This is a genomic window from Candidatus Palauibacter scopulicola, from assembly GCF_947581915.1.
Lineage (GTDB): Bacteria > Gemmatimonadota > Gemmatimonadetes > Palauibacterales > Palauibacteraceae > Palauibacter > Palauibacter scopulicola.
This window is the reverse complement of record NZ_CANPWG010000014.1, coordinates 1-18,917: the sequence shown is the minus strand read 5'-3', so window position 1 is coordinate 18,917 and position 18,917 is coordinate 1. Positions and strand designations below refer to the sequence as shown.

Genomic DNA, 18,917 nt, shown 5'->3' with positions numbered 1-18,917 from the left:
TTTGCGAACACAGGGCCTGAATTATAAGCCCTGCACCCACCGTCCCGCTTGTTTCGGACGCCTCCGTTGGTCCAGAGGCCGGGGCGAATCGGTCGGAGGCCCGGTCGAGTCGGTCGCGGGGCCAGGTCCAATCAGTCGGAGGCCAAGTCGAAGGTGACGTAGGGTTCGAGGCCGAAGATGCGGGCGAAGAGCTTCCCCTTCTTGCGCAGCGCCCACTGCTCGAGGAGCACGCTTCCTCTCCGTTCGAGACGCAGTTCGAGCGTGTGCTCGTGCACGCGCGCCTCGACGCTCTTCACGCGCCGGAGGTGTTCGCGGTCGAGGGAGTCCGCGATGCGAAGGAGGGCGGCGAGCCGCTCCACCCGTTCGCGGTCGGGAGGATCCAGGTCGCGGTACAGGTAGTGGCCGCGCCGCGGTTCGGCCCGCCGGTGGTAGCGCGCCACCAGCGCGACGAGCGGGAGCTCGTTCGGCGCGATGCCCGGGATCTCGCTGTGAAGGATCAGGTAGAGCGAGTGCTTGTGGTGTCTCGCGTAAGAGATGTGCTGCCCGATGTCGTGCAGCATCGCCCCCGCCAGCAGGATCCGCCGGTCGCGCGGTTCGAGGCCGTGGACCTCGGTGAGCTGGTCGAACAGGGAGAGGGCCAGCGACGCGACGTGTCGCCCGTGATCCTCGTCGAAGAGGTACCGGCGCCCGAGCGTGAGCGCTCCTTCGTGGACGATCCGCTCCAGCCGCCCGAAACCGGCGCCGCTCGTCAACTCGTCGACGAGGTCGAACAGCACGCCCTCCTTCACGCCGACGCCGGGGACGAGAATCTCTTCGGCGCCCGCGAGTTCGGCGACGCGGTCGTACACGATCGCGGCGGGGAGAATCACGTCGGCCCGATCCTCGCGCAGGCCGAGTCGGCCGATGCGCTGGCTGTAGGAGAGGCGGGAGAACTCCTCGATCGCCATGGCGAGTTCGGCCCGCGCGATGCGGCGGGTGCCGTCGGCGGCGCTGTGGCCCGCGAGGCGCGCGAGTTCCTCGATATTGCCGCCGGTGGCGATCAGCTGCACCGGCGTCCAGTGCTTGCTCGCGTGCGGAATGCGGAGCGTGGCGGCGTATTCCGCGAGCAGGCTCGCGAAGTGCGCGGGCGCATCGTCCGACCCCGTGAGCTCCTCGAGCAGCCGGACCGATCCCATCCGGTGCGACTCGCTCCACATGATCCCGGACCGATCCGCCAGCGAGACCTCGACGCTTCCGCCGCCGAGGTCCACGAGCATCCACTTGGCGTCGCCGAAATCGAACCGCTGCTTCACGGACATCCACACGAGCCGCGCCTCATCCGTGCCGGAGATCAGATCGAGCCGGATTCCCGCGTCCTCCTCGACGCGGCGGACGAGATCGGCGCCGTTGCGGCTCTCCCGGACCGCGCTGGTCGCCACGGCGCGCACATGCTCGATGCCCAGGCGATCGATTTCCGCCCGGAAGCGCCGGAATCCCTCGACGGTCCGGTCGATGGCGGAGGACGAAAGTTCGCCGGTGAGGAAGGCCGAATGTCCCAGCCGGACGGGAACCCGCTCCGAGGCCAGCTCCACGTAATGGTCGGGGTCGCTGAACTCGGCCGCGACGAAGCGAAACGCGTTCGACCCCACGTCGATGGCGGCGACGCGCAGCGGGAACGGGAGCGGCTCCCGGCCGGCGGCGGTCCCGCGTGGCAGTGGTGTCGTCGTTTGCCGCATCGGGGGCAAGCTAGCCGAATCGATGGCGGCGCGCTCCTGTCCCCGGCCCGCGGTCGGAGGCATCTTGGTGCCTTACGGTCCAGATCCCGGAGGTTCCGATGTCCGTCATCGCTTCAGCGGCCACCGCGTCCCGACGCTTCCGACTCGCCCGCTGCGTGGGCGCCCTGTTCATCTGCCTGGCTTCCCCGGCGGCGGCCGGCCAGAGCGAGCCGATCGCCTTCACCGGCGCCTCGGTGATCGATCCGGCGACGGGCGGCGTCCTCTCGAACGCGACGGTCGTCGTGCGGGAGGGGGTCATCGTTTCCGTGGCGGAAGGGGGAGAGGCGCCTGCCGAGGTGCGCACGATCGACCTCGGCGGCCGCTTCCTCGTTCCCGGCCTGATCGACGCCCATGTCCACATCGGGACGCTCGAGGCGGCTCGCCGAGCGCTGCTCTCCGGCGTCACTACGGCGCGCAGCATGGGGGCGGGGTTCTTCGCCGACGTCGGCCTGCGGGAACTGTTCCTGGGCGGCGGGCTTCCCGGCCCGGAGATCCTCGCCGCGGGCTACCACGTGCGGCCCCGGCCGGCCGAGGGACTCTTCCTCGATGAGCCGGGGCTCGGCGATCTCCTCGGGCGCGACGTGCGAGGCCCCGAGGCGATGGGGCGGATGGCGCGCGCGATGCTCGATCGCGGCGTGGATTTCATCAAGGTGAACGCGACTGAACGAGCCGGTCTGCCGGAAACGGACCCCCGCAAGCCGTTCTTCACGGAGGCCGAACTGTCGGCGCTGGTGGCGGAGGCCTCGCGCGACGGCGTCCCCGTCGCCGCGCACGCGCACGGAGACCGCGGCGGCCGGGCCGCGGTCGCGGCCGGCGTGCGAAGCATCGAGCATGGGACGTATCTCCGCGACGAAACGCTCCGCCTCATGCGGGAGCGGGGCACCTACCTGGTGCCGACGATCGCGGTCGTGTCCGACCTCACGGTGCCCGGCGGCGACTACGACGACCCGGTGCTCCAGGTGCGCGGACGGCACATGCTCCCGCGCGTCCGGGAGACGGCGGCGGCGGCGCATGCACTCGGGGTGCCGCTCGTCGCCGCCACGGACACCGGGTACGGGTCCGGGAGCGTCCTCCGCATGAGCCACGAACTGATGGAGTTCGTGGGCATCGGGCTGAGCGAACTCGATGCGATCCGGTCCGCGACCACGGTCGCGGCGGAGTTGCTCGGCATCGCGGACCGGACGGGCCGGGTCGCGGCGGGGTTCGAGGCGGATCTTCTCGTCCTCGACCGCAACCCGCTCGATGACATCGGCCAGTATCAGGACGTGCTGTTCGTGATGAGCGACGGCACGATCGCGCTCGACCGGCTCGACTTCCGCGCGGATGAGATCGGGACGGGTCGGATCGGGACGGAAGAGATCGAACCCCGCCCATGAGCGAAATCGGACCGCTGGCGTACCTGGCGCTTCTCGCCCTCCTCGCCCCCTTCGGGGCGCACCGGCTGCGCCTGCTGTGGTTGCGGATGCGCCGGCCCGCCCGGGTGGAGGCGCGCACCTGGCCCGGCCCGCTCCCGGTCGTCACGGTACAGCTACCGGTCTTCAACGAAGCGAACGTCGTCGAACGGCTCATCGACGCGGCCTGCCGCCTGCGCTATCCCGCGGACCGCCTCGAAATCCAACTGCTCGACGACTCGGACGACGAGACGGTGGCGATCGCGGCGAGGCGGGTGCGCGAGTGGCGGGCGCGCGGGATCGACATCCGGCACGTGCGGCGGGGATCCCGCGAGGGGTTCAAGGCCGGCGCGCTCGCCCACGGCGTATCCCTCGCCCGCGGCGACTTCCTGCTCGTACTCGACGCGGATTTCGTTCCGCCCCCGGAGTTGATCCGGGAGTTGCTCCCCCCCTTCGCGGACCCGGGCGTGGGGGCGGTGCAGGCGGCCTGGGACCACCTCTCGCCCGACGCGAGCTGGCTGACGCGAGCCCAGGCCCTCTTCCTCGACGCGCACTTCGCGATCGAGCACGAAGCGCGATACCGGGCCGGCCTCTTCTTCAACTTCAACGGCTCCGGCGGAATGTGGCGCAAGGCGTGTGTGCGGGCGGCGGGGGGGTGGCAGAGCGACACCCTGACCGAGGACGTCGATCTCAGCTACCGCGCCCAGCTCGCGGGCTGGCGTTTCGTGTACCGGGACGACGTCCGGGTCCCCGCCGAGCTGCCGGCGAATCTGCGCGCGGTGGAGATCCAGCAGAGCCGGTGGACGCAGGGCGGCATCCAGAGCGCACGGAAGCTGCTGCCGCGGATCTGGCGCGCCCCCGTGCCGGCGGCGATCAAGTTCGAGGCGACGGCCCATCTCGTGGGACACGTCGTCCATCCGCTGACGCTCACGATGGCGGCGGCGCTCGCGGGGGCCGGGTGGGCGTCCGCGACCGGCTTCGGCCTCCCGGCCGCCGTCCATGTGGCCGCCGTGCTCCTCGCCACCGTCCCGTTCGTGCTCTTCTACGGATCCGCCGGGTGGATCCGCGGGCGCGGACGCCTCGGGCGCCGCATCTCCGAAGCGCTGCTCCTCGGGCTGGGGCTCGGCGTGCCGCTCACCTTCGCCGTCGCGCGGGCCTGCCGCGGAACCCGCACCCCCTTCGTCCGCACGCCGAAGCGCGGCTTCCAGCCCGTCGTGGCGTATCGGGTCCGGCTCTCGAGCGGGCCCGCGCTCCTGCGCCTGACGCTCGCCGCGGCGCTCGCCGGCGCCGTCGTGAACACGGCGCTCGCCGGGTCACCCGCCGTGCTGCCCTTCACGGCCCTCTTCGCCGCGGGCTACGCCCTCACGGCGCGCGAGTCCCTGAGAGCCCCGCCCGCGCCAGCCATCCCACGCTAGGAGGGCCAACGGCGTCCCGTGGATCAGCCACGTCAGCCAGGCGGGTTCCGGCCACGCCCCCGTGGCGAGGTAGGCGTCCCTCCCGGCGTACGCGAGGAACACGGTCCCGCTGAACAGGAGCCAGCCCCGATTCGCCGAGAGACAGGCGAAGGGGAGCACCCACAGCAGATACCACGGATGGAGGGTCGGAGAGAGGAGGAGCGCGGCTCCGACCGTCCACAGGAGGGCGCGTTCCAGCGGCCAGCGGCGGAGCGCGGCGCGCAGGGCGATGGCGCCGACGACCGACGCGCCGATCCACTTCGCGAGGTCGGGGTGCCCCGGCAGCCGTTCGAGGGCCCGGTAGAGGCCGCCGTTGAACGCCCAGACGTCCGCGTACGTCCGCAGACCGTCGAAGAGGGCCGGCCCCGCGCCGACGTAGGGCAGATAGAGAAGGAGGGGCACGAGGACGGCGGCGGCGAGCGCCCCGGGGCCGCGCAGCCGGAAGAGAGCCGGGAGCGCGGCGAGGGGGGCGAACTTCACCGCGGCGCCGAGGCCCAGCAGGGCGCCCGAGCGCCAGGCCGGGACCGCCGCGCTGCCGGCCAGCGCCACGGCGCCCAGCATGGGCGCGACCCCGAGCGGATCCAGGTGCCCGCTCCAGGCGACTTCGACGACGACGAGCGGAGACCAGAGATAGAGCAGCAGCGGAAGCGCGCCGCGGCCGGATGACAGCCGGTCGATGAGCCGCGCAACCAGCAGGTCGGCCGCGAGCCACCCCAGCTTGAAGATCCACCACGCGGGGCCGGCCGAGGCCAGGAGCGCGAAGACGATCTGCGCCCCCGGCGGATAGATCGTCGAGACGTCCGCGTGATTGATGAGCGGCCACCACGCGGTGCGCAGCTCCTCGAGCGCCGACGCCGAGGGGGGATGGGCGTAGGGGTTCACGCCGTTGGCCTGAACCCAGCCGTCCCAGATGTACCGGTAGATGTCCTCGGAAAGGGCGGGCGCCGCGGGGAAGACGCCCACCCGGAGGACGATCCCGGCGGTCCACACGTGCCGGCGGATCGAACCCGCCCGGTGCGGCGCGGCGGCGTAGCGGGCCGCACCCAGGTAGGCCGCGAACGCCGCGACCCACAGCGGCATCGCCGGCCACGGCGTGCCCGATCCACCCCAGGCCATACCCCAGAGCGCGGCCGCCTCGACGGCCACGAGGAGCCACAGCCAGCCTGGCCGGCCTGCGCCTGTGTCAGCGGGTGACCCCGCCGACGTCACCGCCGAGCCGAACTGAAGAGTTGTCGCAGCATGGGTTCGGGGAGTTCAACGGCCCGCTCGACGACGCGCGCCACGGTTTCCTCCATGATCACCGGAGCCGTGTCGTACCGCTCGTCGTCGAGTCGAAAGGAGAGCCAGCCCCGGACGAGGTCTTCGGCGACCGGTTCGGCGATGACGAGGATCTTCCACCGGCGTTCCCCGTCGTCGAGGCTGCCGATGGCGGTCTCCTGGCCCGCTTCGTCCCACATCCGCAGTTGGGGGCGTCCTTCCTCGGCGCTGTCGGCTCCGTCGTGCTGGTCTTCAGGCATCCCCCCTCCGATTCCACCGCGACTCAATCGGTCTCCGGGGCCTCCTCCTCCGAACGCTGCCGCCACAGGCCCATCAGGTATGCTTCATACTCTTCAGGGGCAGCTTCGTAGTCGCGGCGCCACGTCTCGAAATCGGGCAGCGGCACGCTCTCCCGGAGTCGCTTGGTCGCGAGTCGGACCATCGTCTGAAACCCCAGGCGCTCCTGGCCGAACTCCTGCGCGCGGGCTTCCTCTTCCACGATCTCGTAGATGCGCTCTTCGGACAGGGAGAGGAATACTTCGGTGAGTTGAGCCGAGCAGTAGTCGGCGTATTTGGCCCGCAGTACGGCTTCGTCGGACTCCGATCCCCTCTCGGCATCCCGACCGGGCGCTGGACGCTCCGTATCGGAGGACACGGCTATACTCGGCTCGCAATCGCTGGCCAACCCCTCACCTCCCCGCTCACCACTCCCTGCGCGATGTAGCCCCGGGGGGGACGGGCGTCAACGGTTGGCGAGTCGCGGCCGGAACCGCGATCCACAAAGAAATCTTCGCCGACGCGGGCTCGCCGGCCTTCTCCTTCAGCGGTGTCTCGAGGCGGGGGGCTTGAGTTCTTCGAAGATGATGCGGCGGGCCAGCACATACTGAATGGCACGCTCGAGGAACTCGGGATCTCGCTGGCGCACGGCCTCCACATCCGCGGCAAGCTCCTTGGGGAGATCCACGACGACGTTGACGAGGCTACAGTCGGATGATGCCATCATTGTCAGGGGCACACTCGCAAGAAAATTCGAGGGTTTCGCTCTCTGTATCCGAACGGATCCCGGAGGTCCGCGGCAATCAGGGGCCGTGCATTTCCCATCGCGCCTTGAGGATAGGATCGACGTTCCCGCGCCTGCAAGCGGACGATCCATCCCCCCGGGTATTGGGGGGGTCGTGCAGCTACGTCGTAATGATTTGTGAAACAGTACGTTACGTGACTGTTGAATGATCGTCCAAAACTCCCGATCATGTGTGGATTGTGCCGCTGGTCCACGGCGTGGCGGCAGCGCTCGCATGCAGCGTTCATGCATGTCACACGCGGCGATGAACGAGCTGTGACGGCGACTCGAAAGGACCGGGGCGTGCATGATTTTTTTCAAAAAATATGGATTGCCGCCGATCCGCGGCCCGCTCGCCGGATGCGTCGCCGTTGGGGGTCCGGCAGCGGTGGGAAGCCCCGCTGCGTCGGCGTTCGAGCGGCGTCGACGCCGGGTTTTTGCGCCCGCGGCTGGAGGGCGCCGGACCGTGCAGCCGGGGGGGCGGGCGGCTATGCTGTGCGCTCCGGCTCGCGCGGGGTGGCCGAGACCGGGGGATGGCCCTTTAGCGGACGACGAACGGAGGGGTGCGAGTGACGGATTCTGCGCCTGGCGCGTTGATTCTCGGAGCCTCGAGCGGCTTTGGCGAAGCGGCGGCACTCGCGTTCGCCGAAGCCGGTTACGACATCTACGGGGTACACCTGGACCGGAGAGCGGGGCTCGCCCACGTCGGAGAGATTCGGGCGCTGATCGAGTCGCGCGGACGGCGCGCGATGTTCTTCAACGTGAACGCGGCTTCGGCGAAGAAGCGCGACCGGGTGCTGGACGAAATCGCCGCAGGCGCCGGGCCGGGATCCGTCCGCGTGCTGATGCACTCCCTGGCCTTCGGAACCCTGCGCCCCTACGTGCCGGACGATGCGCCCGGGATGAGCCCCGAGCAGATGAACATGACGCTGGACGTCATGGCCCACACGCTGGTCTACTGGACCCAGGGGCTGCTCGAGCGCGGGCTGCTGGGCGAAGGCGGCCGGATCTTCGCCATGACCTCCTCCGGCGGCGACCGCGTGATCCCCTCCTACGGCGCCGTCTCCGCGGCCAAGGCGGCGCTCGAATCGCACTGCCGCCAACTCGCGCTCGAACTCGCGACGAAGGGCATCACCGTCAACTCGATCCGCGCCGGCGTGACCGATACGCCCGCGCTTCGCAAGATTCCCGGCGCGGAACACATGATCGCCGAAGCCGCGGCCCAGAACCCCCACGGGCGACTCGGAACCCCGGAAGACGTGGCCCGGTGCATGGTCGCGCTCGCCGCGCCCGAAACGGGATGGATGACGGGAAACACGATCCGCGTGGACGGAGGCGAGGACTTCGTCGGCTCCAGGCCACCGGGGGACTGAGCGCATGGATGCCCGGCGGCTGGCCGGACCGGTGGCGGAAGTGGCCCGGGAGATCGTCACCGACGAGGTGGAGTACTGGCGGAGCGAGATCACCCGACCCTGGCGGAGCGGACGGCCCGGCCGCTGGGCGGAGGTCGGCCGCTGGATCGGGACCGGCCTCGCGGTGGGAGCGGCGGTGTGGGGCGTGATCGCCGCGGTGCAGGCGGAGCGCCTCCGGGACTAGGGTCGTGTCGCCTCGCCGGGGCTCTTGTCAGTTCCCGGGCAGGGTGAGGACGATCTCGATCCGGCGGTTCCGCGCGCGTCCCTCCTCCGTCTCGTTGCTCGCGATCGGGCGTTCCTCGCCGAGGCCGGTGGCCTCCACCCGGGAGGACGGGATGGGCACCCGGGCGAGCAGGTGCTCGCGCACGGCGATGGCCCGCTGCTGGCTCAGCGCCTGGTTCCCGCGCGTCCCGCCCTGCGCGTCGGTATGCCCCTCGATCCGCAGGGTGGCCCCCGGAAAGGTCGTGATCACACGCTGCACCTTGGTGAGCAGGGGGTACAGCGCCTCGTCGATCTCGGCCTGCGCGGGTTCGAAGGTGAGGCCGAACAGCCGGAGCACGAGCCGGTCCCCGGTGAGCAGGACCTCCCCTTCCGACGGAGTGAAGAGACCCTGGACTTCGCGCAGCCGCGCCTCCCGCTCGCGGACCGCGAGCAACTCGTCCCGGGCTCCCGTGAACCGCCGTTCGAAGTCGGCCAGGCGGTCCTCCAGCGAGGCCAGCCGGCTGCCGAGTTCCGACGTCCGCGCGCGTTCGTCCGCCAACTCGGCGCCCAGCCGCTCGTTGTCCGCCCGGAGGCGGGAGATGGCCCCCTCGATGCGCGCGGTCGTTTCGCCGGCGTCGCTCCGGAGGGGCTCCACCTCCGCGGCGCCGGCGAGGCGGGCCAGATCCGCCTCATGCCCGTCGAGCAGCCGTTCGACCGTCACCTGGCGCCGGCGCACGCTGTCGAACAGGGCGGCGATGCGGTGCGCCCGGGAGAAAGCGGCGAACGCGGCTTCTCCGGCCCGCGCCGGCCCCTCCACAGGCGCGAGGTCCTCGATCTCCGCTTCCGCGCTCGCCAGGTGCGCCTCACCCGCCGCGAACGCGTTCGGGGCCAACTCGCTCGCGCCCGCGTTCATGGCGGCGGCTCGCGCCTGGACCGCCGCTCCCAGAAACTCGTCGCGCCGCGCGGCCCGGGTCGCCCGCCTGTAGAGCACGGTCGCGCGGCCCGTTCGCACGGCGACGTCTTCCAGGTCCTCGCGTTCGAGACGGCGGCCGGCCGTCTCCAGTTCGGACTCCGCCCTCCCCCACCCTTCGACCGCACGCGTCTCGGCTCCGGAAGCGCGGGCTTCGTCCCGGGCCGCGAGCGCCTCCCGGAAGTGCGGACGGCCCGCGGCCGCGATTCCCTCCGCCGCGGCCAGCCAGCGCCCGGCTTCGCCCAGCAGTTCCTCGAACCGGGCGTCCCGCCGTCCGTCCCGCAGACGGCGCGCCGCGTCTTCAAGCCGATCCTCGGCCTCCCTGAACGAAGACGGGGCGAGCAGGTGGATCGCGTTCTCGCGCGCCTGGCCGAGGCGAGCCTCGAGGGCCTGCAGCGAACCCGCGCCCTCCTGGGCGGCGGCCGGACCCGGACACAGGACGAGGAGCGTGACGAGGACGGCCCGGGCGAGTCCTCCGAACCGCCGCCGGCCCTTCCGCCGCGGGCGCGGCCGGGCCGGGAGCCTGTGCCTGACAAAAGCCATGTTTTCCGTGCTCTTCCCCGTCGGCAAGCAAACGAATCCGGCGCGCGTCCACTGCACGATACGTAGTGCACCGTGCACCTTTCAATCTCACTCCCGCGCCGCCAGATTGCGCCTCCCTTCGCGAAACATGTTCACCCAGGGGGATCCCTTCATGAAACCACCTGTCGACGAGGTTCAGCCGGGCGCGGATCCCGGAATCCCACGTCCCGGCAACGAACCTGTCAACGAGTATGCCCCGGGCAGCCCCGAACGAGCCGCTCTCAAGGAAGAGTTGCTCCGCCAGCGGGGCGAGGTCGTCGAGATCCCGCTGATCATCGGCGGACGCGAGGTGCGGACATCCCGGACGTTCGACGTGACGATGCCGCACGACCACGGCCACGTGCTGGCCCGCTGCCACATCGCGGGGGCCGCCGAGGCGCAGGCCGCCATCGCCGCGTCGCGGGCGGCCTGGGGGGAATGGTCGAACCGGGCCTGGGAGGACCGCGCGGAGATTCTCCTCCGTGCCGCCGAACTCCTCGCGGGTCCCTGGAGGATGAAGCTCAACGCGGCGACCATGCTCGGGCAGAGCAAGACGGCGATCCAGGCCGAGATCGACTCCGCGTGCGAGATCGTCGATTTCTGGCGTTTCAACTCCTTCTTCGCGGGGCGCGTGCACGCGGAGCAACCGATCTCCGGGCCCGGCGTTCGGAACCGCATGGACCACCGCCCGCTCGAGGGGTTCGTCTACGCCATCAGCCCGTTCAACTTCACGGCCATCGGGGCCAACCTGACGACGTCCCCCGCGCTCATGGGGAACGTCGCGGTCTGGAAGCCCTCGACCACCGGCGTGCTCGGGTCCTTCTACGTGATGAAGCTCCTCGAAGCGGCGGGACTCCCGCCGGGCGTGATCAACTTCATCCCGGGCGTCGCCTCGGAGATCAGCGATGTCCTCCTTTCGAGCCCGGAACTCGGCGGCATCCACTTCACCGGTTCGACCGGCACCTTCCAGCACCTCTGGAAGTCCGTCGCGCAGAACGTGGAGAACTACCGCGCCTATCCGAGACTCGTCGGGGAGACGGGCGGGAAGGACTTCATCGTCGCGCACGAGAGCGCGGACCCGCAGGCGCTCGCGGTCGCGATCGTGCAGGGCGGCTTCGAGTACCAGGGACAGAAGTGCTCGGCGACCTCGCGCGTGTACGTGCCCGACACGATGTGGGAGGACGTGCGGGACCGGGTCGTCGCGATGACCGGGGAGCTTCTCATGGGCGACCCGGCGGACTTCCGGAACTTCCTCGGCGCCGTGATCGACCGGCCGGCGTTCGACCGCATCAAGTCGTACATCGACTACGCGCGCGAATCCGACGATGCGCGCATCCTCGCCGGCGGCGGCTGCGACGACAGCCGGGGCTACTTCATCGAGCCCACCGTCGTCGAAGCGGACGACCCCGGGCACAAGCTGATGTGCGAGGAGATCTTCGGCCCGGTCGTCACCCTGCATTCGTACCGCGCGTCGGAGTGGGAATCCACGCTCGCCCTGGTCGACGGGACCTCGCCGTACGCCCTCACGGGCGCGGTGTTCGCGCGCGACCCGGAGGCCCTCCGGAGCGCCGGCGCGGCGCTTCGGAACGCGGCGGGGAACTACTACATCAACGACAAGCCCTCCGGTGCGGTGGTCGGCCAACAGCCCTTCGGCGGCGGCCGCGCGAGCGGCACGAACGACAAGGCCGGATCCGTGCTGAACCTCGTGCGCTGGGTCTCCCCCCGGACGATCAAGGAGACGTTCGATCCGCCCACCGACTACCGGTATCCCTTCATGGAGGCGGAGTGAAGAGGGCCGTTTGGCTGCTGGTGGCCGCGGGCGCGGCCGCCGGGTGCGGCGACGAGCCCGAAGTCGACAGCCGGGAGGTGTTGGAGAACGCGACGTTCCTCACGTTGGACGGCGGCGAGATCACGCTCACGCAGGGAGCGACGACCGGCCCGGACAACGTGCGGTACGAACTCCTCCTCACGGCGGACGGCGACCTCGATTTCGACTCGGACGTCGACGCGGTCGCGGTGCTCTCGGCGGATCACGGGCGGGAACGGTTCCTGACCCTGCACGCCGTGCTGAGCGACGGCGAGGAGATGCGGGACGTGTCCGCGCGCCTCATTGGAGACCGGATCGAAGTCCACCGGGCGGAGGTCCTCAGCGGCATGATCCGGCTGAACGTCCGGATTCGCAGGCCGGGCGACCCCGTCACCGTCCGCCCGTCCGTCGATCGGACCCCGTACTTCGCGCTCACGAACCGGGGGCTGACCTCCGTCACCCTCATCGACGCCGCCGACGGGGAGGGCGCGCGGGCCGGCGGCGCCGAAGCCGGGAACGGGACGCCCGCGCCCGCGCTGCATACGCACGAATGGGAGCTTGAGTCGTTCGACAGCGGGGACTGGAGCGCGAACCTCCGCGCGCTGCGTGAACCCGTGACACTCAGATTCCGGGCGCAGCCGCGGGACCCCGCGGACGTCACCGGGGATTTGGCGGGATACGCGGGCTGCAACCGGATCTTCGGGAGTTTCCGCATGCGCGAGGCGGAGGCCCTGCGATTCTACGGCGTGACGGCCATGCGAAGGCTGTGCCGGGATCGGGAGGCGGACTTCGAGCAGCGCTTTCTCGAGGCGCTTCGTTCCGTGAGGGCGCTCCACCTCGAAGGCGACCGGATGACGCTCGCGCTCGGCGGGGGCGCGATTCGTTTCCGGGCCGGACGGCCGCTGGCCTCGCGCGCGCCCGTCACCGCCCCGGACCCGCCCGGGGCGGGTTCAATGTAGATTTACGGTTCGCCCCTCCGGGTGGAAGGCCCGGTTCGGGGCGGGAGAGGCGCGACGGTATGGCACGTTTCACAGACGAGGAACTGCAGCGGAAGGTGCAGGAAGGGTTCATCGTCGAGTCCGAAGAGGACATGACGGAGACCTACAAGCGGGCGCTGATCACGCAGCTCACCGTCCAGGGCGACACGGAACTGATCAGCGCGCCGGCCTACTTCATGGCCGCCCGCGACGCGCCGTCCACGAACACGATGGTCTCGGCCACGGCGATCATCCAGGACGAACTGGGGCACGCGAACATCGCCTACCGCCTGCTCGAGGATCTCGGCGTGGACCGCCACTGGCTGCTCTACGAGCGCGAACCCGCGCACTTCAAGCACCCCTACGGCTTCGATCAGCCGCTCATGAACTGGGCCGAGCTGGTCTCGGCGAACGCGCTCTACGACCGGGCCGGGATCACGCTGCTGGGCGACGTCCACCGCAACACGAGCTACGGGCCGCTCAAGCGCGGCCTCGTCAAGGTGAGCATGGAGGAAAACTTCCACCTGCGGCACGGCGAGGTCTGGATCCGCCGCTTCGCCGAGGCGGGGGGCGCCGCGAAGGAAGCGGTGCAGCGGACGCTCGACTGGATGTTCCCGATGGGCGTGGAGTGGTTCGGGATGCCCGACGACCGGAAGCACCACAACGCGCAGCTCGACTTCCGCCTCAAGGGGATGACGAACGACCAGCTCCGCCGGACCTGGCTCAAGGCCGTCGTGCCGCTGTGCGAGGAGCTGGGGTACGACCTCCCGGCGCAGTACGACCCCGACACGGACGAGGTGGAGCTGACCTACGAGCTTCCCTGCCAGTACGACCCGGAGGCGCGGCGCTGGCTCTTCAACGAGACGATCACCTGGAAGCAGGTGTTCGAGCGGTGGAAGGCGCGCGGCCCGATGAACGAGCAGTACGTCGATTCGCTGCGGCGAAGCCGGTTCGCGGTCGAGCGGCTGCTCGCGGCATGAACGCCGACGGCCCGGCAGGCGGCGTGGCGGTCCCGCGACCCGTCGCGCGATCCGTTCCGCAGTCCCGCCCGCGGTCCCTCCCGCGCTACGAGGCGGGCATGGATTTCGGCGCCGTCCTCCGGGAGACGCGGGGCGGACGGGAACTGCCGCCCCCTCCCGCGTTCGCCGAGCCCGCCGCGGACCTCGCGGAACGGGCGCGCCGGGCGCTCTACGAGGTCGCGGACCCGGAGTTCCCGATCTCGATCGTCGACCTCGGGCTCGTGCGCGGGATCGAGGGGGACGAGGAGGCCGGGGCCGTCACCGTCCACCTCACCTTCACGGCCACCGCCTGCCCCTGCATGGATTTCATCCAGTGGGACGTGCGGGAGCGCCTGCTGGAGATGGACGGCATCCGGCAGGTCGAGATCGTGACCGGGTGGGATCCCCCGTGGACGACGGCCGCCATCTCCGCGCGCGGACGGAAGCTGCTGCGCTCCGTCGGAGTCGTCACGTGAGCCGCAACGGACGGGTGTACGAGGTCTTCGCCCGCAAGAAGAGGGCGGACCGCTTCGAGCACGTGGGCGCGGTGTCCGCCCCCAACGAGCAGTTGGCGCGCGTGTACGCGTGGCAGACGTACGACGAGGCCAAGTGGTTCGAGATGACGGTGGCGCCCCGCGATGCGTTCGCGGCGGTGAACCGGCCGCAGGCCCCGTTCACGCTCGGCGATCCGGGCGGCCCGGCGCCGGCGGATTCGCGATGACGGAGAGCGGCTTCCGGTCGGCGGAGGACCTTCCCGAGGGAGTGTCCGGGCACCTCGCCAACCTCATCCTCGCCCTCGCCGACAACAAGCGGCTGCTCGGCATCCGCTACTCCGACTGGATCCTCGGGGCGCCCTCGGTCGAGGCCGGCATCGCCTGCTCCGCCATGGCGCAGGATGAGTGGGGGCACGCCCGCATCCTCTATGCGATGCTGCGCGACTTCGGCCACGACCCGTCCGCCCTCGAGCACGAACGCGCCTCCGACGAGTACCACAGCTCCGAACTGCTGGACCGGGACGTCGCGTCGTGGGAAGCGTTCCTCGCCCTCAACTTCCTGTGGGACACGGCGCTTTCGGTCCAGTTCGAGATGCTCGTGGAGAGCCGCTACGAGCCGATCCGCTACAAGGTGCGCAAACTGCTCGAGGAAGAGCGCTTCCATTTCGATCACGGACAGGGGTGGACCCGCCGCCTGCTGAGCGCCGAGGGCGGGCGGGCGGCGCTGGCCGAAGCCTTCGGAGCGGCCTGGAACGCGTGTCTGCGCGGGTTCGGCCCCGACGACGACCCGCTCAGCGGGACGCTCGCCGCGCACGGAATCGTGCGGCGCGATGCCGCCGGGGCACGCGCGCGCTGGCTGGAACGGGTGGGGCCGGTCGCCGCGGAGACCGGCCTGGCGCGCGACGCCGGATCGGAGTGGGTCAGCACGCGCGAACCCGTCTGGGAGGACCGCTGGCTCCTGCGCCGGCGGGCGGTGGAGGGCGGCCCCGATGACGATTCCCTCGCGCGGGTCCGGGGCGACCGTAACCGAGAACTCCTGATGGACTGAAGTCCATGGCCGACGGCACGAAGCACGACAGCGTGAAGCACGACGGCGTGAAGCACGACGGCGCGAGCGGCGGTGCCCCGCCGCAGCGGTTGCCGCTCGACGACCCCGTCGAATCGTCCGGCATGCCGGCGTCAGTGCCCTGCCCCTTCTGCGACTCGGACGACTCCGATCCGTTCGCGACGTTCGGGGGGCAGGCCTCGACGGCCCAGTACTACTGCAACGCCTGCCGAACCGTGTTCGAGGCCGTGAGGTGGCGCTGAACTGGTAGCCCCCGAGCCCGGACGCCATCGCGGGCGAGTCGCGCCGCTCGCCCCCTTCGCCGGCGCGCTGGCCGCGTACGCGGCGGGGGAATCCGGTCCCGGACTTCGCCTCCGCAGCAGCCTCGGGGACGATGCATCGCTGCCGGCCGGGTTCTTCTTCCGGACGCCGGATCAATGGATGGACTTCGAGTGCCAGGCCGTCGAGTTGTGCCGCGGCCGGGTGCTCGACCTCGGAGCCGGGGCGGGACCGCACACGCTCGCGCTCGAGGCGCTGGGGTTTTCCGTCGTCGCGGTGGAAGGCTCCGCCGAGGTCGCCCGCCTGCTGCGGGAGCGCGGGGCGGCGGCGGTCGTGCACGCCGACTTCCGGCACTGGTGGCGACCGGGCTTCGACACGGTGCTCATGCTCATGAACGGGCTCGGGCCGGTCGGAACGCTGGCAGGCCTCGACCGCTTCCTCGCGCACGCCCACCGGTTCCTTTCCCCGGGCGGACAGATCCTGGTCGACGGCGCGGAAGCCGTCATTCGTGGACCCTCGGCGACGGCGGGCTGGCCGCCTGTCGGCGGGTATCCCGGCCAGGCCTGGATCGAACTCTCGCACGCGGGCCGGGTCGGCCGGCCCTTTCGCGAGTTGTACATCGATCCCGAGACGCTCACGCACCACGCCGCGCGGGCCGGCTGGCGGCTGGAGGTCGCGTTCGAGGGCGGGGACGGAGTCTATCTGGCCCGTCTCACCAGACCGTCCTGACCTTCCGGGACATCGGCGGGACGGCGGGGCGCCTGCCAACCATTTGTGCGATTCCGGAGTCGAACGTTCAGGAGCCGGGAGAAACTTTCTCTCATTTTTCCCGTACCAAAGAGGGTACAGATCGCAACCGCCGATTCCGGGGAAGGGACAGATCAAATGGACAGGTTGTCGAAATGGGCGACCACGGGCTCGCTGGCCTGGCTGGCGATGGCGGTTGGACTGATTCTGGGCACGCACGGCGGGTCCGTGCAGGGCGCGCAGGCGGCCGGGACCGAGGCCGCTCCGGAAGCCGTCACATGCCCGGAAACCCCCGTCGCGGCGGCCCCGGCGTCCGCGGATTTCAGCGACCACAAGAGGTCCTGAGCGGAGCCACAGCGCAGGCGACGCCGCCCCGCCGGGCCGGGTCCGTACCGGGACCCGGCCTTTTTTTTTAGGTTCCCCCCATGCCGCAACGAGAGCGTCCGGATTTCATCCGTCAGATCGTCGCCGAAGATGTCCTGAGCGGGCGTCACGGGGGGCGTGTGCTCACGCGCTTTCCGCCCGAACCCAACGGCTTCCTTCACGTGGGGCACGCCTCCGCCATCTGCCTCGACTTCGAGGTGGCGCGGGAACACGGCGGCCGGACGACGCTGCGCATGGACGACACGAACCCGACGACGGAGGACCCGTCCTACGTCGAGGCGATCGCGCGGGACATCCGCTGGCTGGGGTTCGAGTGGGACGGAGAGATCCGCTACGCGTCGGACTATTTCGGGGCGCTGTACCGCATGGCGCTGCGGATGATCGAGGACGGCTTCGCCTACGTCGACAGCCTGTCCGAGGAGGAGATCCGCGCGCACCGCGGGTCGGTGCGCGAGCCCAGCCGGCCGAGCCCCTACCGGGACCGCTCGACGGAGGAGAACCTCGATCTCTTCCGGCGCATGCGCGCGGGGGAGTTCGAAGATGGAGAGCACGTGCTCCGCGCGCGGATCGACCTCGCCTCGTCGAACATGAAGCTGCGCGACCCGCTGATGTACCGAATCCGGCACGCGCACCACTACCGGACCGGCGATGCGTGGCCGATCTACCCCTTCTACGACTGGGCGCACGGCCAGTCCGACGCGATCGAGGGGATCACGCACTCCTTCTGCACGCTCGAGTTTCAGGACAACCGCGCGCTCTACGACTGGTTCATCGAGCACACGCGTCCCGCTTCCGCCCGCATCGACCGCGTGCCGGGGGCGGAGGGCGGCGGCGGAGAGGCGCTCGGTTCCTGGGATCCGCGGCCCCGCCAGTACGAGTTCGCGCGCCGGAATCTCGACTACACGATCGTGAGCAAGCGGAAACTCCTCCGCCTCGTCGATGAGGAACACGTCTCGGGCTGGGACGACCCGCGCATGCCCACGCTGGCCGGCATGCGGCGCCGCGGCATTCCCCCCGACGCGATACGCGCCTTCTGCCGGCAGGTCGGGATCGGGAAGGCCGACAACCGGGTGGAGATCGCCACGCTGGAATGGGCGGTGCGGGAGGCGCTGAACCGGCGTGCGCCGCGCGCGCTCGCGGTGCTGCGTCCGCTCGAGGTCGTCATCGAGAACTGCCCGGACGGCGAGGTGGACTGGATCGACGCCCCGTACTTTCCGCGCGGCGCCGATGCCCCGCCGGAGGGATGGCCCGAAACGCGGAAGGTCCCGTTCACCCGGGTCCTCTACATCGAACGGGACGATTTCGCGGAGGAGCCGGCCCCGGGCTTCCGCCGGCTCGCTCCCGGACGCGAGGTGCGCCTGCGGCACGGCTATTTCATCACGTGCCGCGGAGTGGAGAAGGACGAGGCGGGCGAAATCGTGCGCCTGCGCTGCACGTACGATCCGGAAACGCGAAGCGGATCGGCGCCCGACGGGCGCCGGCCGGCGGGCACGATCCACTGGGTGTCGGCCACGGAGTCGGTGCCGCTCGAGGTCCGCCTCTACGACCGCCTGTTCCGCGTCTCGGATCCGGGCGGCGGCGAAGGCCTCCGCGAGAGCCTCAACCCGGAATCGCTGCAGGTCCTGACGCACGCGCGCGGCGAGCCGAGCCTGGCCGGCGATCCGAGCCTGGCCGGCGATCCCGGTCCGGCCGGCGATACGCCCGGGTCCGCCTGGCAGTTCGAGCGGCTGGGCTACTTCGTCCCGGACCAGGCCACGCGAGCCGGGACGACGGGGGCGACGGCGGACGCAACGGCGGGCGCGACGGCGGACGGCGGCGGCGAAGCGCCGGCCGCGGGCCCGCTCGTCTTCAACCGGACGGTGACGCTTCGCGATGCCTGGAGCCGGCGCGCGAAGGCCGACGCCTCCCGCGACACCGACGCCGGGGAGGCGCGGACCCCGGCGGAAGACCGGTCGGCGGGGCCGGCGGTCCCCGGCATCGACTCGGCGCGGGAAGCCCGCGATGCGGCGAGGCGCGCCGACCCCGCGCTCCGGGCGGCCTTCGACCGCTTCCGGGATCCGCTGGGTCTGCCGGACGAACTCGCCGACCTGCTCAGTGGTTCCGCCGAATCGGTACAGTACTATGAG

General features: G+C 70.9%; 20 protein-coding genes. 14 read left to right on the top strand and 6 right to left on the bottom strand.

Annotation, left to right across the window (positions count from 1 at the left end; translation table 11 throughout):
• Positions 1-131: 131 nt before the first annotated feature.
• The gene (locus RN743_RS02980) at positions 132-1,715 is read right to left on the bottom strand and encodes a Ppx/GppA phosphatase family protein (RefSeq protein ID WP_310776114.1); all 1,584 of its coding nucleotides are present in this window, start codon (positions 1,713-1,715) and stop codon (positions 132-134) included.
• A gap of 98 nt (positions 1,716-1,813) precedes the next feature.
• Between RN743_RS02980 and RN743_RS02975 the strand changes: the two genes are divergently transcribed.
• Positions 1,814-3,130, top strand: a complete 1,317-nt coding sequence (locus RN743_RS02975) for an amidohydrolase family protein (RefSeq protein WP_310776112.1) — start codon at positions 1,814-1,816, stop codon at positions 3,128-3,130.
• On the top strand, positions 3,127-4,560 hold the full coding sequence (locus RN743_RS02970) for a glycosyltransferase (protein ID WP_310776110.1): 1,434 nt from the start codon (positions 3,127-3,129) through the stop codon (positions 4,558-4,560). Before RN743_RS02975 ends, RN743_RS02970 begins: the two co-directional genes overlap by 4 nt.
• Here the strand turns inward: RN743_RS02970 and RN743_RS02965 are convergent.
• From RN743_RS02965 to RN743_RS02950, 4 genes are all read right to left on the bottom strand, one after another.
• Entirely contained in the window at positions 4,459-5,745 is a 1,287-nt protein-coding gene (locus RN743_RS02965; protein WP_310776108.1) for a glycosyltransferase 87 family protein, read from the bottom strand. The genes RN743_RS02970 and RN743_RS02965 overlap by 102 nt on opposite strands.
• 59 nt (positions 5,746-5,804) lie before the next feature.
• Positions 5,805-6,116 carry a hypothetical protein gene (locus RN743_RS02960; protein WP_310776106.1) on the bottom strand — a complete coding sequence of 104 codons (312 nt, stop codon included), beginning with the start codon at positions 6,114-6,116 and terminating at the stop codon, positions 5,805-5,807.
• A gap of 23 nt (positions 6,117-6,139) precedes the next feature.
• The gene (locus tag RN743_RS02955) at positions 6,140-6,511 is read right to left on the bottom strand and encodes a hypothetical protein (protein WP_310776104.1); all 372 of its coding nucleotides are present in this window, start codon (positions 6,509-6,511) and stop codon (positions 6,140-6,142) included.
• Positions 6,512-6,676: 165 nt separating this feature from the next.
• Positions 6,677-6,859, bottom strand: a complete 183-nt coding sequence (locus RN743_RS02950) for a hypothetical protein (RefSeq protein WP_310776102.1) — start codon at positions 6,857-6,859, stop codon at positions 6,677-6,679.
• A 626-nt stretch (positions 6,860-7,485) separates the two neighbouring features.
• Here RN743_RS02950 and RN743_RS02945 point away from each other — a divergent pair.
• Both RN743_RS02945 and RN743_RS02940 read left to right on the top strand, forming a co-directional pair.
• The gene (locus RN743_RS02945) at positions 7,486-8,289 is read left to right on the top strand and encodes an SDR family oxidoreductase (RefSeq protein ID WP_310776100.1); all 804 of its coding nucleotides are present in this window, start codon (positions 7,486-7,488) and stop codon (positions 8,287-8,289) included.
• A gap of 4 nt (positions 8,290-8,293) precedes the next feature.
• Entirely contained in the window at positions 8,294-8,512 is a 219-nt protein-coding gene (locus tag RN743_RS02940) for a hypothetical protein (RefSeq protein WP_310776098.1), read from the top strand.
• A gap of 27 nt (positions 8,513-8,539) precedes the next feature.
• Here RN743_RS02940 and RN743_RS02935 read toward each other — a convergent pair whose 3' ends face one another.
• Positions 8,540-10,042 carry an OmpA family protein gene (locus RN743_RS02935; protein ID WP_310776096.1) on the bottom strand — a complete coding sequence of 501 codons (1,503 nt, stop codon included), beginning with the start codon at positions 10,040-10,042 and terminating at the stop codon, positions 8,540-8,542.
• 151 nt (positions 10,043-10,193) lie between these two features.
• Here RN743_RS02935 and pruA point away from each other — a divergent pair, with 151 nt between their 5' ends.
• From pruA to RN743_RS02885, 10 genes are all read left to right on the top strand, one after another.
• Positions 10,194-11,849, top strand: coding sequence for an L-glutamate gamma-semialdehyde dehydrogenase (gene pruA, locus RN743_RS02930; protein ID WP_310776094.1), 1,656 nt, complete (start codon positions 10,194-10,196; stop codon positions 11,847-11,849).
• Positions 11,846-12,826: an META domain-containing protein gene (locus tag RN743_RS02925; RefSeq protein ID WP_310776092.1), complete on the top strand. Its 981-nt coding sequence runs from the start codon at positions 11,846-11,848 to the stop codon at positions 12,824-12,826. Before pruA ends, RN743_RS02925 begins: the two co-directional genes overlap by 4 nt.
• A gap of 59 nt (positions 12,827-12,885) precedes the next feature.
• Entirely contained in the window at positions 12,886-13,824 is a 939-nt protein-coding gene (locus RN743_RS02920; RefSeq protein ID WP_310776090.1) for a Phenylacetic acid catabolic protein, read from the top strand.
• Complete coding sequence (locus RN743_RS02915) at positions 13,821-14,318, top strand: metal-sulfur cluster assembly factor (protein ID WP_310776088.1); 498 nt, start codon at positions 13,821-13,823, stop codon at positions 14,316-14,318. Before RN743_RS02920 ends, RN743_RS02915 begins: the two co-directional genes overlap by 4 nt.
• Positions 14,315-14,563 carry a hypothetical protein gene (locus RN743_RS02910; protein ID WP_310776086.1) on the top strand — a complete coding sequence of 83 codons (249 nt, stop codon included), beginning with the start codon at positions 14,315-14,317 and terminating at the stop codon, positions 14,561-14,563. The genes RN743_RS02915 and RN743_RS02910 overlap by 4 nt, the downstream gene beginning before the upstream one ends.
• Positions 14,560-15,384, top strand: a complete 825-nt coding sequence (locus RN743_RS02905) for a Phenylacetic acid catabolic protein (RefSeq protein WP_310776084.1) — start codon at positions 14,560-14,562, stop codon at positions 15,382-15,384. The genes RN743_RS02910 and RN743_RS02905 overlap by 4 nt, the downstream gene beginning before the upstream one ends.
• Positions 15,385-15,389: 5 nt before the next feature.
• The gene (locus tag RN743_RS02900) at positions 15,390-15,644 is read left to right on the top strand and encodes a hypothetical protein (RefSeq protein WP_310776082.1); all 255 of its coding nucleotides are present in this window, start codon (positions 15,390-15,392) and stop codon (positions 15,642-15,644) included.
• A gap of 178 nt (positions 15,645-15,822) precedes the next feature.
• Positions 15,823-16,389, top strand: coding sequence for a class I SAM-dependent methyltransferase (locus RN743_RS02895; protein WP_310776080.1), 567 nt, complete (start codon positions 15,823-15,825; stop codon positions 16,387-16,389).
• A 156-nt stretch (positions 16,390-16,545) separates the two neighbouring features.
• The gene (locus tag RN743_RS02890) at positions 16,546-16,752 is read left to right on the top strand and encodes a hypothetical protein (RefSeq protein ID WP_310776078.1); all 207 of its coding nucleotides are present in this window, start codon (positions 16,546-16,548) and stop codon (positions 16,750-16,752) included.
• 80 nt (positions 16,753-16,832) lie between these two features.
• The coding region (locus tag RN743_RS02885) for a glutamine--tRNA ligase/YqeY domain fusion protein (protein ID WP_310776076.1) at positions 16,833-18,917 on the top strand (2,085 nt) is incomplete at its 3' end.

Coding starts and splice junctions, on each gene's coding strand:
- RN743_RS02980 (WP_310776114.1), bottom strand. CDS start 1,715: ATGCGGCAAACGACGACACCACTGCCACGCGGGACCGCCGCCGGCCGG.
- RN743_RS02975 (WP_310776112.1), top strand. CDS start 1,814: ATGTCCGTCATCGCTTCAGCGGCCACCGCGTCCCGACGCTTCCGACTC.
- RN743_RS02970 (WP_310776110.1), top strand. CDS start 3,127: ATGAGCGAAATCGGACCGCTGGCGTACCTGGCGCTTCTCGCCCTCCTC.
- RN743_RS02960 (WP_310776106.1), bottom strand. CDS start 6,116: ATGCCTGAAGACCAGCACGACGGAGCCGACAGCGCCGAGGAAGGACGC.
- RN743_RS02950 (WP_310776102.1), bottom strand. CDS start 6,859: ATGATGGCATCATCCGACTGTAGCCTCGTCAACGTCGTCGTGGATCTC.
- RN743_RS02940 (WP_310776098.1), top strand. CDS start 8,294: ATGGATGCCCGGCGGCTGGCCGGACCGGTGGCGGAAGTGGCCCGGGAG.
- RN743_RS02935 (WP_310776096.1), bottom strand. CDS start 10,042: ATGGCTTTTGTCAGGCACAGGCTCCCGGCCCGGCCGCGCCCGCGGCGG.
- pruA (WP_310776094.1), top strand. CDS start 10,194: ATGAAACCACCTGTCGACGAGGTTCAGCCGGGCGCGGATCCCGGAATC.
- RN743_RS02920 (WP_310776090.1), top strand. CDS start 12,886: ATGGCACGTTTCACAGACGAGGAACTGCAGCGGAAGGTGCAGGAAGGG.
- RN743_RS02915 (WP_310776088.1), top strand. CDS start 13,821: ATGAACGCCGACGGCCCGGCAGGCGGCGTGGCGGTCCCGCGACCCGTC.
- RN743_RS02905 (WP_310776084.1), top strand. CDS start 14,560: ATGACGGAGAGCGGCTTCCGGTCGGCGGAGGACCTTCCCGAGGGAGTG.
- RN743_RS02900 (WP_310776082.1), top strand. CDS start 15,390: ATGGCCGACGGCACGAAGCACGACAGCGTGAAGCACGACGGCGTGAAG.
- RN743_RS02895 (WP_310776080.1), top strand. CDS start 15,823: ATGGACTTCGAGTGCCAGGCCGTCGAGTTGTGCCGCGGCCGGGTGCTC.
- RN743_RS02890 (WP_310776078.1), top strand. CDS start 16,546: ATGGACAGGTTGTCGAAATGGGCGACCACGGGCTCGCTGGCCTGGCTG.